We start from the raw sequence: 12,947 nt of genomic DNA on the forward strand, positions 1-12,947 counted from the left end.
ATCGCGTCAGAGATCCACCAGTAGCCAGCACCGGAGGCGTAAGGGGAAACACCTTCGAGGAACTTGAAGGACATATCACCAATGAAAGGCTTGGTCGCACCGTCACCGCCACCGAAGGAGAGGCTGTAACCACAGGCCCACCAGAGGATGGTGACCAGACCGGCAATGCCCATGCACTGAGCGATGACGGAAAGGACGTTCTTCTTGCGAACAAGGCCGCCGTAAAAGAGAGCTAGACCTGGGAGGGTCATGAAGATCACCAGTGCAGTGCTGGTCATCTGCCAAGCATTGTGACCTGGGCCAGGGCCAGCGATGTTGGAGGTCCAAGTGGCATCCCCATCTTTTCCTGGCTGCACGTTCTGAACGTACTTCTCCAAATCAAAGATACGCTGTTCAACGGTAGGTCCGGCCGGGGCCGCAGGAGCTTCAGCGGCTGGAGCAGCCGCAGGAGCCGCCGTCTCTTGGGCACTGAGAGTCCCTAAAGACAGAAAGGATGTGGCGACTAAACCGCACGCAAGCGTGCGCCAACGATGGAGGGCTGCAATCATGGATGAATGGTTGTGGATAGGCGTGAGATAGTGACCAGATTGGTTGGTTCAGTTACCCCACGGAAAGCAATGAAGCATTCACCATGCCAAGTCTGATTTTAAAATTTATTTACCCATTCAATCTCCATCTCTTGGAGATGGATCACACATCACCTTGATCAGGGTCCCGTGACGCATAATCTCAGATAAAATGATGAGTTATATCATGGTTGACATCGAGTCTGACGGCCCCATTCCTGGAGATTACTCCATGATCTGCTTTGGCGCTGTTTTGGTCGAGCCCGGTTTGGAACGAACCTTTTATGGTCAGCTCCGTCCGATCTCAGACAAATTCATTCCTGAAGCACTCGCGGTTAGTGGTTTCAGTCGAGAGCAGACTCTGACCTTTCCAGAGCCCACGGAAGTGATGAATGCATTTGCCGACTGGATCTACCATCTCGACATAGATCGTCCTCATTTCATCTCCGATAATAACGGATTCGATTGGCAGTTTGTGAACTCGTATTTCCATCACTTCACAGGCCGAAATCCGTTCGGTTTTTCTTCGACCAATCTTGGCAGCCTTTATAAAGGAATGGTCAAAGACACCTTTCAGACATTCAAGCACTTGCGCAAAACACGCCACACTCATCATCCCGTAGATGATGCCAAGGGCAATGCCGAAGCACTACTGACCATGAAACAGCAAATGGACCTCAAGATTCGTCTCTAGGGGGCTGAACGCCTAACAATCTTTGCAAAATTCAGATATCTCACTTAAATATTGAGGAGATGATTTAGAGGGATAAGAACTTGCTCCTTTCACTCAGGCAGGTGCCCCATTTCGCCCTTCTGAAATTCCTCAAAGGCATTCTGAATTTCGGCGCTGCTATTCATCACAAAGGGACCATGCCCAACGACAGGCTCGTTGAGCGGCTCGCCATCAAGAATGAGCAAATGAGCCTCTGACCGCGCATGAACGGTGATGTGCTCTCCCTGCCGCTGAAAGGTCACCAAATCCCCTTCCCTGGCCTGCCCCTCATCATTCACCAGCACCTCGCCTGCGAGCAAGATAAAGGCGCTCGTGTGCCCAGATGGCAGGGGTAAGATCACCGTTTTACCAGCTTGAAGCCGAATATCCCAGAGATTGACAGGTGAAAAAGTCTGGGCTGCTCCTGTGGTTTCCTGGTATTGGCCCGCGATGACACGGAGGCTGCCAGCCTGATCTGGCAAGATGATTTCAGGAATGTCTTTTTGAAGCAATGTTTGGTAGCGGGCAGGATTGCTTTTATCTTTCGCCCGTAGATTCACCCACAGTTGCACCATTTGCAACGTTCCACCTTGGCGAGTGAATGCCTCCGAATGAAATTCCTCATGAATGATACCTTTTCCGGCCGTCATCCATTGCACATCCCCAGGACCAATTTTACCCCCACCACCGCTGGAGTCTCGATGCTCAAGCTCCCCTTGGTAAGCGATAGTGACGGTCTCAAATCCTTTGTGCGGGTGCGCCCCCACCCCGCGCTTTTCTCGACCTGGTAAAAACTTGGTCGGAGCGGCATAGTCCATAAGCAAAAAGGGGCTGAGTTCGCGCCCAAGCCCATTGTAATCAAAGACAGAGCGGACTGGAAAGCCATTGCCCACCCAATGCATGGCAGAACTGTGATGGATGCGTTGAATCGGTTTCATGATGGTAAATCGTAGATATAAATGGACCTGGGTTCACCAAGCCCTTGATTGGATTTAAAATTCAATCCTTTTGTTGAAGCAGGTCTTGAAGATGCAGCGCCTTCGTAAACATGGCCAAGCTGCCATCTGCATTGCGCGGCCATTCCCGCTCTGGCCGATCCCAATATAGCTCCACGCCATTGTGATCCGGGTCATGCAGGTAGAGAGCTTCGCTGACGCCATGGTCTGCCGCACCGTCCAGCGAGATCCCCGCCTGCTGCAGGTGCCGCAGTGCATCCGCCAAAGCGGCGCGAGTGGGGTAAAGAATCGCCGTGTGATACAAGCCCGTGGTTCCTAGAGGCGGTGGTGATCCGCCTCGGCTCTCCCAGGTATTCAGGCCGATGTGGTGATGATAACCACCTGCAGAAATAAAAGCCGCCTCTTTGCCATATCGCTGCATGAGGGTGAAACCCAGAACGCCACAATAGAAGGCCAAAGAACGCTCCAAATCCGCCACCTTCAGGTGCACATGACCAATGCGAACTCCAGGATGGATGGGCCGAGTCGAGGGGTTGTTCATGCCTTCATCTTCCGATACGAAGCAGGAAATGATAATGCCTGTTTCTTGGTCTGAGCATGCCTTTCTTGGATCTCTTATCAGTCAATGCGAGTTCGGCGCGGTTAACGAGGGCAGTCCGCCTGCATGTGCGGCTGCGCTAGTTTTTGGAGTGAGACGTCTTTGCCTCGCGGATCATGAGAATTAGTTTTCCAGGCCGAAAGGCAAACCATTGGGAAATTGGTATTCAATCAAACTCGCTTGTGCGGTCTTGCGTTCAGCATGGTAAACATTCAGCACGTGTTCCTGAGATGCTTTTAGATACTCCATGGCTCGAGCACAGGCCTCGGACACTGCGTAACCATGTTCAACAACTCCACCAGGAATGACCAGGGGCGCATGGATATCCCACAGGCCATCATTCCACACGAGATAAATCATGCCATCTAAAGCCACCATCTCTCCATGAGGTATCGTGCCTCTAGAAACAACAAGGGTCTGCCCCAGCGCCCAATCCCGTCGCTGGGCATAAAAACCATGCCGATGTAAAATCTCAAGTGCATCGTCAAAGCTGTCCATTTGTGTAGCATGATACTCACATCATCACCTTTGTCAGCACTCTGCCGTCCACGTTTTTCATTTCCACACTGAGGAGCTGAGCTGCAGTGGGGGCGACATCCGTGTTCGAAATGAGTTCGATCTCCGTGCCAGGTTTAATGGAAGGACCGTGTATAACAAAACTAGCATCCATGAACGGTTTTGCAGGAGAGTAACTATGCGCCCCTTTAGGGAGTCGCTTTGGCAATGAGGTTCTCGCCTGCGACATTGTTGCCGAAATAGTAGCCGACTTTGGCGGAGAGGACGAGGTCCGGCATACGAGGATCAAAAGGGCGATAAAAAGAAGATGAAAACCTAGGTCTCTGAATCCAAATCCTTACAACCGAGTAGCCATCGGTCCTTGGGTTCAGCATTCAGACTATGAGACAAGCGTGGCGCAGAGCTTCAGTTGCAAGAGACTGAGGCTTTCTCTATGAATTCTCCGTTACCATCTTGAGCATCCCTCTCTTTTCCGTTTTCTCCTTATGAAAGCCATCAGCTACTACCAGCCTCTGCCTAGCAGTGATCCCCAAAGCCTCGTGGAAGTCAACGTAACGGCTCCAGTGCCCGGTCCGCGTGATCTTCTGGTAGAAGTGAAAGCGATCTCGGTGAATCCGGTGGATACCAAGATCCGCTCTGGTGGCGGTCCCGTGGCCCCCGGGCAGACACTCAAGATCCTTGGCTGGGATGCCGCTGGTGTGGTGAAACAGGTGGGTGGTGAGGTGACTCTGTTTGCTCCCGGCGATGAGGTTTATTATGCAGGGGCTGTGGATAGCCCTGGCAGCTACGCTGAACTACAGTGTGTGGATGAGCGTCTTGTGGGTAGAAAGCCCAAGACCCTCAGCTTTGTCCAAGCTGCCGCCCTTCCCCTCACCACCATCACAGCGTGGGAGATGCTTTTTGATCGCATGCGCATAGATCCTGGCGAGCATGGCGCGGTTCTCATTGTCGGTGGGGCGGGTGGGGTAGGCTCCATCGCTATTCAGCTAGCCAGGCAACTAACGGGCCTAACCGTGATTGCAACCGCATCCCGACCTGAAACTCAAGACTGGTGCCGCCAGATGGGAGCCCACCATGTCATTGACCATGGGCAGCCCCTCGCAGCCCAAATCAAAGCCATTGTCCCGGAGGGGGTCAACCACGTGCTGGCCCTGACCCGCACAGAAGATCACTACGATGAAATCATCGAAGCGATGGCCCCACAGAGCGCCATTGCATTGATTGAAAATCCCGCGCGTCCGCTGGAGCTGACAAAGCTCAAAGCTAAGAGCATTTCCCTGCATTGGGAATTCATGTTTACACGAGCTCGCTACCAAACCAAAGACATGCACAAGCAAGGAGAATTGCTCAACCAAGTTTCACGCCTGACCGATGCTGGGCAAATCCGCACCACGCTCAAAACCGATTTGAGTCCCATCTGCGCAGCCCATCTCCGTCAAGCCCATGCATTGATCGAAAGTGGCCGCAGCATCGGCAAAGTGGGCTTGGCTGGATTTGAAGCCTAGCCAGTTAAAGCTGACTTCAAATTTACTCTCTCGCTATCATGCAGCTTGCATACCGCGAAGACTTTTGTCATGGCATTGTGCAACTTAAATGAGGATGGCAGAAAAAGCCACCATCGCTCAATACATTCATTACCAACGGATTAAAACTATAACCCTTGAGTTGGCACTCCACCTGCACCTATATTATTCAGCCAGCTGAATTGGTGATCGAGTTGACCTTGTCCGTGAGCAAGATCAGCTCGGTTTAACCCAGCAGCTGGCCTACTTTTGCCGCCTCGGTTCTGACTTTGACAAAGAGTGATCCTCGGGAGATTCCTCTCTCAAAAACAGACCGGGGCGGTTCCTTTAATTGCCTTGGCGAGCGTGCTGCTTGAAAAATTTCACCATGAGAGCTGGAGCGTCTTTATGAAATTTGTGGTCCCCAGGATGAATGGCCGTGACCACAGGCGTGCCTTTGCTGGAAGGGTAAATTGTGCAGTTTTCGTCTTGATCCCATGCTATTCCAGTCCCACACCCGTTCAGCTTAATCACGGCCTGGATCGTCGCCTGCTGCCAGGCGTATTTAACCAAAGGATCGTTCTCGCCTGCGACGTGCATGAGAGGCTTCGGCGTTAGCTTAGCAAGGAGCCGAGGTGCAGCAGCCGCAGAAGGAGCCATGGCCGCAAAAACATCCCCTCGGGCTGCCCATAGCAAGTAGGTGAAACCACCTCCATTGGAATGCCCTGTCGAATAAATGCGAGTGGCGTCCACTTGGTATTCAGCCTTTAGACTGGCCAGCACTGCATCGAAAAACTTTAGATCGCGATCGCCTTCCGCGCCCAGTCCGTGCTGCCAGCCTGGCTTTTTACCTTTTGGGTCTGTGAGCTGGCCCGGTGTATTCAACCCCTGCATGTAAATCACCAGGGCCTCAGGCCAAAGCTCTGGAAAAGGAAACATGCGCGCCGCATTATTCATCGTCCCTCCATGGCCATGGAAAGCGAAGACAATGGGGGTCGGTTTTGAACTTGCCTGAGGGGGAACATACATCACCGCGTGCCGGGTCACGCCATCCACACTCCACTCTCGAGACTTTAGGGGCACAGCAGCCCACAGTGAAAGCAGAGGAAGAAACAAAAGCAGGGACAGGAGACGAAGCACATTCATGGCAGGCATTGAACGCAGGATCTCCTGATAGGTTGTGAAGAAAAAACATGCCTTCCATTGTCCCACGAATGCAGTTTTATTGGCAGCGTAGCCTTTCCATTCATCTCATGTCGCATGAACTCTGAAATCGCCTACCAGATCGAACCTAACCTACCCGTCAGCGATTTCATCGGAGTTCTCCAAAGCTCCACCCTGGCGGAGCGACGCCCCATCAACGATATCCCGCGTATGGATCGTATGCTGCGGCAGGCCGATCTTATCCTCACAGCCCGTTACCAGGGTGAGCTCGTTGGCATCGCCCGCACGCTGACGGATGGCAGCTACAGCACGTATTTAGCGGACTTAGCCGTAGCTGCGCCATTTCAAGGGCGCGGCATCGGGCGTGAATTAATACGCCGCACGCATGCAGAGGCAGGCTTGCAGACGAACCTCATCCTCATCGCGGCACCAGGAGCCCGCACATACTACCCCCACATCGGCATGGCTCATCATGACTCCTGCTGGATGATTCGGGGGGAAGCTCCCACCCAATCTCCATCTCAGTCATGACTCTCGCTGACTTCTGCGCTCACTGCCTCTCCCTCCCTCATGTGGAGGAGACCACTCCCTTTGGCCCAGACATATTGGTCTATAAGGTTGCAGGTAAAATGTTTGCCCTCACCACCCCAGAGGATTTCCCAGCGACGGCCAATCTCAAGTGCGACCCAGAACGTGCCATCGAACTGCGCGACCGCTATGAGGAGGTCCAACCAGGTTACCACATGAATAAACGCCACTGGAATACTCTGACGCTGGAAGGCAGCCTACCTAACAAACTGGTTCGCGAACTGATTGATCATTCTTACCAACTTGTGGTCGCCTCCCTCCCAAAAAAGGTGAGGGAAACGATCACACAGGGGGGCTGCCATAGCTAACGCCCTAACCACACAGCACCGAGTGGAGGCAGGTCAATGATGATGCTCCATGGCTGCCCCTGCCACTCGGTATCACCCGCTGGCATAGGCAGAGGATTCACCATCCCACTGCCAGCATAACAAGGCGCATCGGTATTGATCAATTCACGATAGCTGCCCGCCTCAGCAACCCCCACGCGGTAGCCTTTCCGCGGCACGGGTGTGGCATTGATCACGCAGTAAACTTTATCCCCATCAGGAGCCTTACGCATGAAGGCGAAGATGCTATTTTCACCATCGCTCGCGTCCAGCCACTGAAAGCCCGCACCGTCATGATCCTGGGCGTACAAAGCCGGGCGTGTGGTATAAAGCCAGTTCATGTCTCGGATCAGCTTTTGCATGCTCGCATGCTCTTCACCCATGAAGAGGTGCCAATCCAGGCTGCGCTCATGGCTCCATTCCTGCCACTGGGCAAATTCGCAGCCCATGAAGAGTAATTTTTTGCCGGGGTGCGCCCACATCCAGCCGTAGAACATGCGTAGATTGGCAAACTTCTGCCAGCGGTCTCCTGGCATTTTATTGATCATGCTACCCTTGCCATGCACCACTTCATCGTGGCTGATAACCAGGACGAAATTTTCATCGTAGGCATACAACAAAGAAAAAGTGGCCTCCCCATGATGATACTTCCGGTGGATGGGGTCTTCCTGCATGTAGTGCAGGCTGTCATTCATCCAGCCCATGTTCCATTTGAAGCCAAAGCCCAACCCACCTGTATCTGTTGGGCGTGAGACGCCCGGCCACGCCGTGCTCTCTTCAGCAATGATCGTGGCACCAGGGTGTTTTTCATAACAGATGCGGTTGAGATCCCGCATGAAGTCAATGGCTTCTAGATTTTCTCTGCCACCGTATTTGTTAGGCACCCAGGCCCAGGGTTTACGCGAGTAATCAAGGTAAAGCATGGAGGCCACAGCATCCACACGAAGACCATCAATGTGATAATACTCCAGCCAAAAGAGCGCATTGGCCACGAGGAAATTTTTCACCTCGGCACGGCCATAATTGAAGATCAGAGTACCCCAGTCTTGATGCTCCCCCTGACGTGGATCTGCATGTTCATAAAGAGCCGTGCCATCAAACTTAGCTAACCCGTGCGCATCTTTTGGGAAATGCCCTGGCACCCAGTCCAAGATCACCCCGATCCCAGCCTGGTGGCAGCGATCCACAAACTCGCGAAATTCATCAGGATTCCCAAAGCGGCTGGTCGGCGCAAAGTAGCCCGTGACCTGATAACCCCAGGAGCCATCGAAGGGATATTCCGACACCGGCATCAGCTCGATGTGGGTGAAATTCATGCTCTTCACGTAGGGGATCAAATCATCCGCCAACTCACGGTAGGATTTGGATCGATTCCCATCCTCAGGCACTCGCTTCCAAGAGCCCAGGTGAACCTCATAGACACTCATCGGGCTCTGGTAAAGATCCTGCGCAGCCCGCTTTTGCATCCACTCCTGGTCACCCCAGGTGTAGCGGTCCAGATTGAAAACCAAACTTGCCGTCTGCTTCCCGTGCTGGCCAAAAAAAGCAAAAGGATCACTCTTGACCTGGACATAACCTTCAGCAGAAAGCACTTCAAATTTGTAATGGGTCAGCTCCGTGATCCCAGGCAGGAAAATCTCCCAAACCCCCCCCTCAATCCGCAGACGCATCGGGTTGATCCGGCCGTCCCAGTCGTTGAAGTCCCCGATCACGGAAACTCGCTGCGCATTGGGCGCCCAGACTGCAAACTGCACGCCTGCAATGCCCTCCACCGTGCGCATTCGCGCCCCAAGACAATCCCAGAGGCGCTGGTGCGAGCCCTCACAGAAGTAGTAGAGGTCCTGCTCGCCGAGTAAAAAACCAAAGGAATAAGGATCCGCCACGCGAATGGCCTGTCCATCATAAGTGGACAACTCCAGATCATAAGGCGTGTGCGCGGCTTCGGCAGGGAGCTCCACGGTGAAGAGACCATGATGATGCTCCTTGGTCATCGGCCAAGCACCAGAGCCATCCCTAGCTACGACGGAAACACCGTGAGCCCGAGGCTGCAGCGTTCTCACAATGGCCCGCCCCCCTTCCAGCGGCTGCCTCCCTAAAAAGCCAAACGGGTTTCCGTGTCGGGCTTCCAAGATGGCGAGAATTTCGGCTGAAGGACTGGTTGGGTCGGTCATGGGGACTGGTTAGCGGTTCAGAGCACAGGCTCAAGATGTTCCTGACAGATTTTGACCATATCATGTCGCCTCCATAGGTGGCGTCGTTGGTGGGTCACAATGGCTGTTTGATTCCATTGCACAATCTGTGCCGAGATTTCGTCGGCTTTTGACTGAGCACTAAAATACAGCCCACCATCACCCAGCACCTCACGATGCACACTTAAATCAGAACAAAAAACAGTTAGACGATGCGCCACCGCCTCCAGCAGTGGCAGGCCAAAGCCCTCTCCGACACTCGGGAAAAATAAAGCATCCGCCGTTGCATAAAGGCTACGCACATCCTCATCTGACAAAGGCGACTCCTCTCCCAGAAAGAGCACGTGAGCAGCAAGATCCAGTTCAGCCACCAGAGCTTTCAACTCCCGGTGGTAGATTTGTCCATCTCCTTGATGCGGATCAGGTGCACCCGTGATCGCATAGATCACATCACATCCACCGTCGCGCAAACAGGCCACTACACGCAGGCCTAACTCGATATTTTTCCTCCGAATCAGCCGGGTAGGATGCACCAGGACCAACTCGCGCTGCCCCAGGCGTAGCCCTGCGATTCGGGGGGTAAGGCCCAGGATGGCAGCAATGTCGAGTCCATTGGGGATGACCCTCACCGCCTTTTCGGGCAGCCCTGTGGCTTTGAGATAATCCTGGCGTCGCGCTTCAGACACCGTCACATTCAGGGCTCCTGGCACGGGCCAAGAGAGCTGTTCATGATCTTTTTGCACCCAAGGTAGATGGGCATAAAAAGGATTCACTGCGGCGACATCATGAACCCAGTTGATCCATTTTACCTTTGGCATGTCCGCAGCCATCGCACGCAGTCGCTCCGTCCAGGGCAGGTCAAAGGGCATAGTGAAAACATTGTGCACGATGACGGTTTCAAACTCAGCCAAGTCACCCTGGGTCGTCTGGTTAAACATTTCCACCTCATGGCCCAGGATGCGCAAAGCTGCCGCTTGGTCACGAATCACTCGCTCCACCCCGCCAATGACAGGTGGCAACGTGTAATGCAGAAGAGCGATGCGCATCAGGCACGATGAAACGGGCTCTCCTACGCCGCAATAAGGAAGGTGTGCCTCTCCGCCTGCCCTCTCTTGCCCAACCCGCGAACCTGTGCCATGGCAAATCCGCTAACCATGCCCACGCCCGACCCGAAGCAGCGAACTTTCCGCAACGAACTGTGGCGGTCTCTGCCTGCGGGGGTGCTAGATACACTCACCTCCACCTTCGGCATGCTCATCGCGGTGCGGGTCTTTCATCTGGGAGACATGGCCAAGTCCATCTTCCTCAGTGCCACCAGCAGTGGTTTTATGGTGAGCCTCTTTGTGGTGCCTCTGCTGCTGCATGCCCGTAGCACCATCGCCCGCACTGCGGCGAAGGTGCAGATGCTGGGCGGTCTTTTCATGGCCTTGGCGGCCACCTTTCCGCATGAGCCGTGGATCTTCATCGGCGGCCTCAGCGTGGGGCTCTTTTGCTTCTCCATGCAGATCCCCCTGCTCACCCAGATCTATCGGCTCAATTATCCTGCGACCGAACGCGGGCGTCTCTTTGCCATCGCCGGCTCACTACGTGCAGTAGCAGCGGTAGCCTTTGGTTTCTTTGGAGGCTGGCTCATCGGGCTAGACTTGGAAAATTATCGGGTATTGCTCTGGGCCTTTGCGGCCTCTGGCTTCCTCTCCGGTGTTTGGACCTATGGTCTGCCCGCCACCCGTTGGGATATTGATGAAGATGCCCCCTCCGGTCTGTGGTCCTCTCTGCGCTGGATCAAAATAGACCGTGACTTCCGCACCTTGCTTATCTCTTGGATGATGATGGGCATCGGCAATCTGGTGGCCGCCTGCCTGTTTGTCGAATATTTGGCCAATCCACGCCACGGCATCAATCTCCCTGGGCGTGATGTCGCCTGGATCACGGGAGTCATCCCGGTCATCTTCCGCGCCCTGTGCAGCTACCCCTGGGGTTTGATTTATGACAAAGTGGGCCTCTTCACCGTTCGCACCATCCTCAATCTCATCTTCGCCGCCGGCATCCTGACTTTTTACCTAGGCCATGGCGTGATCGCTTGGAGTATCGGCATGGCGCTTTGGGGCATTGCCAATGCCGGAGGAAACGTCACCTGGGGACTCTGGGTAACGAAGCTCGCGCCCAAGCAGGCCGTGGCGGAATACATGAGCGTGCACACCTTCCTCACGGGTTTGCGCGGCCTCGTCGCTCCTTACCTGGCTTTTGCAGCCATCGGAGTCATATCTTTTCAGACGCTCAGCATCCTCTGTGGCATCGCCATCATCGCGGCCAGTGCCTTCATCACCGTCCGGGCACGGGGCAGCGATGATGAAACCCGACGCCGACTAGGCCCCCGGGAAAGATTGTGAATCGCCTCCCGCCTTGACCTAGGCACCTCTTGCCCGTTACCTGCCCCATGCCCCGCACCGCCATTCTCAACGTCGTCGGTCTGACCCGCCGCCTCATCGGCGAGCACACGCCGAACATACGTGCTTTTGTCGAGCGGAACCGATTAGCGTTGATTGAGCCCGTGCTGCCCGCCGTCACCTGCACCGCCCAGGCCACCTATGCCACGGGCAAAGCACCGCGTGACCATGGGGCCGTGGCAAACGGCTGGTATGACCGCGACTACGCCGAGCATCGTTTTTGGAAGCAGCCAGAACAGCTCGTGCAGGGGGAAAAGCTATGGGATCTGCTGCGCAAGCAAGATCCCGACTTCACCTGCGCCAAGGTCTTCTGGTGGTATAACATGCACTCCAGCGCAGACTACACCGTGACTCCACGTCCCCTGTATCTCTCAGATGGGGGCAAGATCTTTGACATCCACACGCAGCCCATGGGCATGCGGGACCGCCTCAAAAAAGATCTGGGAGCCTTCCCTTTCATGAACTTCTGGGGCCCGGCCTCGGGCATCGAATCCACACGCTGGATCGCGGCCAGTGCCAAATGGATCGAAGAAAAACACTGGCCCAGCCTCAGCCTCGTTTACCTTCCGCATCTCGACTACAATCTTCAGCGTGTTGGCCTCAACATGCCGCTGATTGCTGAAGATCTCCGCCAAGTGGATGAGGTGGTGGGAGATCTCATCAAGTTCTATGAGCGCCGCCAGATCCAGGTCATCTTACTTTCCGAATATGGCATCACAGACGTGGATCGCCCCGTGCATTTAAACCGCATTTTCCGTGAGCATCATTGGTTATCCCTCAAGGATGAGTTAGGCACGGAGACGCTAGACCTCGGCAGCAGCCGCGCGTTTGCCATCGCAGATCACCAGCTTGCCCACATTTATGTCAACGATCCCTCCATCCTGAATGAGGTGCGTGCGGTGCTGGAACAAACCCCCGGCGTGCAGCAGGTCCTCGGCAAGATGGAAAAACACTACGCCGGGCTTAATCACGAACGCAGCGGTGATCTCATTGCCGTGGCAGATGCCCGCAGTTGGTTCACCTACTACTACTGGACGGAGGATGCCAAAGCCCCGGAATTTGCCCGCTGTGTGGATATTCACCGCAAATGTGGTTATGACCCAGTCGAGCTTTTTCTGGACCCCAAAATTCGCTACCCCAAGCTCAAGATCGGCCTCAAGCTTGCCAAGAAGATGCTCGGCATGCGTATGAAAATGGATGTCATCCCCCTGGATGCTACCTTGGTCAAAGGCAGTCATGGCCGCATTCCTGAAGATTTGGAAGATTGGCCGGTGCTCATTGGGGATCTGCCACAACTTCCTCGGGGCAACTCACTCCAGGCCACCCAAGTCTGCGCGCAGCTCTATGAAGCCTGCACGCGAGCGAGCACACCCGTTTAAAAAA

13 protein-coding genes and 1 pseudogene are annotated in these 12,947 nt (G+C 54.5%); 6 read left to right on the forward strand and 8 right to left on the reverse strand.

All coding sequences use genetic code 11. From position 1 onward, the window contains the following. Positions 1-548: pseudogene (locus HNQ64_RS19375) on the reverse strand (ammonium transporter); the annotation flags it as partial. A 193-nt stretch (positions 549-741) separates the two neighbouring features. Here HNQ64_RS19375 and HNQ64_RS19380 point away from each other — a divergent pair. After that, positions 742-1,260, forward strand: coding sequence for a 3'-5' exoribonuclease (locus HNQ64_RS19380; protein WP_184212220.1), 519 nt, complete (start codon positions 742-744; stop codon positions 1,258-1,260). 89 nt (positions 1,261-1,349) lie between these two features. On the opposite strand, the gene HNQ64_RS19385 is transcribed toward HNQ64_RS19380, so the two are convergent. The 4 genes from HNQ64_RS19385 to HNQ64_RS19400 form a co-directional block, all read right to left on the reverse strand. Further along, positions 1,350-2,216, reverse strand: coding sequence for a pirin family protein (locus HNQ64_RS19385; protein ID WP_184211794.1), 867 nt, complete (start codon positions 2,214-2,216; stop codon positions 1,350-1,352). A gap of 61 nt (positions 2,217-2,277) precedes the next feature. Next, positions 2,278-2,775 (reverse strand): VOC family protein, encoded by a 498-nt coding sequence (locus HNQ64_RS19390; protein ID WP_184211796.1) that lies wholly within the window; start codon positions 2,773-2,775, stop codon positions 2,278-2,280. 180 nt (positions 2,776-2,955) lie between these two features. Next, on the reverse strand, positions 2,956-3,330 hold the full coding sequence (locus HNQ64_RS19395; RefSeq protein WP_184211798.1) for a hypothetical protein: 375 nt from the start codon (positions 3,328-3,330) through the stop codon (positions 2,956-2,958). Between the two features lie 16 nt (positions 3,331-3,346). Next, positions 3,347-3,502 (reverse strand): hypothetical protein, encoded by a 156-nt coding sequence (locus HNQ64_RS19400; RefSeq protein WP_184211800.1) that lies wholly within the window; start codon positions 3,500-3,502, stop codon positions 3,347-3,349. Between the two features lie 331 nt (positions 3,503-3,833). On the opposite strand from HNQ64_RS19400, the gene HNQ64_RS19405 reads away from it, so the two are divergent. Beyond that, positions 3,834-4,853 (forward strand): zinc-binding alcohol dehydrogenase family protein, encoded by a 1,020-nt coding sequence (locus tag HNQ64_RS19405; RefSeq protein ID WP_184211802.1) that lies wholly within the window; start codon positions 3,834-3,836, stop codon positions 4,851-4,853. A 345-nt stretch (positions 4,854-5,198) separates the two neighbouring features. On the opposite strand, the gene HNQ64_RS19410 is transcribed toward HNQ64_RS19405, so the two are convergent. Further along, positions 5,199-5,996 (reverse strand): alpha/beta hydrolase family esterase, encoded by a 798-nt coding sequence (locus HNQ64_RS19410; RefSeq protein ID WP_184211804.1) that lies wholly within the window; start codon positions 5,994-5,996, stop codon positions 5,199-5,201. Positions 5,997-6,110: 114 nt separating this feature from the next. Between HNQ64_RS19410 and HNQ64_RS19415 the strand changes: the two genes are divergently transcribed. After that, positions 6,111-6,545, forward strand: a complete 435-nt coding sequence (locus HNQ64_RS19415; protein WP_184211806.1) for a GNAT family N-acetyltransferase — start codon at positions 6,111-6,113, stop codon at positions 6,543-6,545. After that, positions 6,542-6,910: an MmcQ/YjbR family DNA-binding protein gene (locus tag HNQ64_RS19420; protein ID WP_184211807.1), complete on the forward strand. Its 369-nt coding sequence runs from the start codon at positions 6,542-6,544 to the stop codon at positions 6,908-6,910. Before HNQ64_RS19415 ends, HNQ64_RS19420 begins: the two co-directional genes overlap by 4 nt. Here the strand turns inward: HNQ64_RS19420 and glgB are convergent. Continuing rightward, the gene (gene glgB / locus HNQ64_RS19425; RefSeq protein ID WP_184211809.1) at positions 6,907-9,099 is read right to left on the reverse strand and encodes a 1,4-alpha-glucan branching protein GlgB; all 2,193 of its coding nucleotides are present in this window, start codon (positions 9,097-9,099) and stop codon (positions 6,907-6,909) included. The two genes, HNQ64_RS19420 and glgB, sit on opposite strands and share 4 nt — an antisense overlap. A 17-nt stretch (positions 9,100-9,116) precedes the next feature. Further along, positions 9,117-10,163: a glycosyltransferase gene (locus HNQ64_RS19430; RefSeq protein ID WP_184211811.1), complete on the reverse strand. Its 1,047-nt coding sequence runs from the start codon at positions 10,161-10,163 to the stop codon at positions 9,117-9,119. Between the two features lie 90 nt (positions 10,164-10,253). Between HNQ64_RS19430 and HNQ64_RS19435 the strand changes: the two genes are divergently transcribed. Together HNQ64_RS19435 and HNQ64_RS19440 are read left to right on the forward strand one after the other, a co-directional pair. Continuing rightward, entirely contained in the window at positions 10,254-11,507 is a 1,254-nt protein-coding gene (locus HNQ64_RS19435; RefSeq protein WP_221305510.1) for an MFS transporter, read from the forward strand. Between the two features lie 47 nt (positions 11,508-11,554). After that, complete coding sequence (locus tag HNQ64_RS19440) at positions 11,555-12,943, forward strand: alkaline phosphatase family protein (RefSeq protein WP_184211815.1); 1,389 nt, start codon at positions 11,555-11,557, stop codon at positions 12,941-12,943. Positions 12,944-12,947: the final 4 nt, after the last annotated feature.

The sequence above is a fragment of the Prosthecobacter dejongeii genome (assembly GCF_014203045.1).
GTDB lineage: Bacteria > Verrucomicrobiota > Verrucomicrobiia > Verrucomicrobiales > Verrucomicrobiaceae > Prosthecobacter > Prosthecobacter dejongeii.

Bases quoted from the DNA above. Each gene is read 5' to 3' on its own strand.
- HNQ64_RS19380 (WP_184212220.1), top strand. From the start codon at position 742: ATGAGTTATATCATGGTTGACATCGAGTCTGACGGCCCCATTCCTGGA.
- HNQ64_RS19385 (WP_184211794.1), bottom strand. From the start codon at position 2,216: ATGAAACCGATTCAACGCATCCATCACAGTTCTGCCATGCATTGGGTG.
- HNQ64_RS19390 (WP_184211796.1), bottom strand. From the start codon at position 2,775: ATGAACAACCCCTCGACTCGGCCCATCCATCCTGGAGTTCGCATTGGT.
- HNQ64_RS19395 (WP_184211798.1), bottom strand. From the start codon at position 3,330: ATGGACAGCTTTGACGATGCACTTGAGATTTTACATCGGCATGGTTTT.
- HNQ64_RS19400 (WP_184211800.1), bottom strand. From the start codon at position 3,502: ATGGATGCTAGTTTTGTTATACACGGTCCTTCCATTAAACCTGGCACG.
- HNQ64_RS19405 (WP_184211802.1), top strand. From the start codon at position 3,834: ATGAAAGCCATCAGCTACTACCAGCCTCTGCCTAGCAGTGATCCCCAA.
- HNQ64_RS19410 (WP_184211804.1), bottom strand. From the start codon at position 5,996: ATGAATGTGCTTCGTCTCCTGTCCCTGCTTTTGTTTCTTCCTCTGCTT.
- HNQ64_RS19415 (WP_184211806.1), top strand. From the start codon at position 6,111: ATGAACTCTGAAATCGCCTACCAGATCGAACCTAACCTACCCGTCAGC.
- HNQ64_RS19420 (WP_184211807.1), top strand. From the start codon at position 6,542: ATGACTCTCGCTGACTTCTGCGCTCACTGCCTCTCCCTCCCTCATGTG.
- glgB (WP_184211809.1), bottom strand. From the start codon at position 9,099: ATGACCGACCCAACCAGTCCTTCAGCCGAAATTCTCGCCATCTTGGAA.
- HNQ64_RS19430 (WP_184211811.1), bottom strand. From the start codon at position 10,163: ATGCGCATCGCTCTTCTGCATTACACGTTGCCACCTGTCATTGGCGGG.
- HNQ64_RS19435 (WP_221305510.1), top strand. From the start codon at position 10,254: ATGGCAAATCCGCTAACCATGCCCACGCCCGACCCGAAGCAGCGAACT.
- HNQ64_RS19440 (WP_184211815.1), top strand. From the start codon at position 11,555: ATGCCCCGCACCGCCATTCTCAACGTCGTCGGTCTGACCCGCCGCCTC.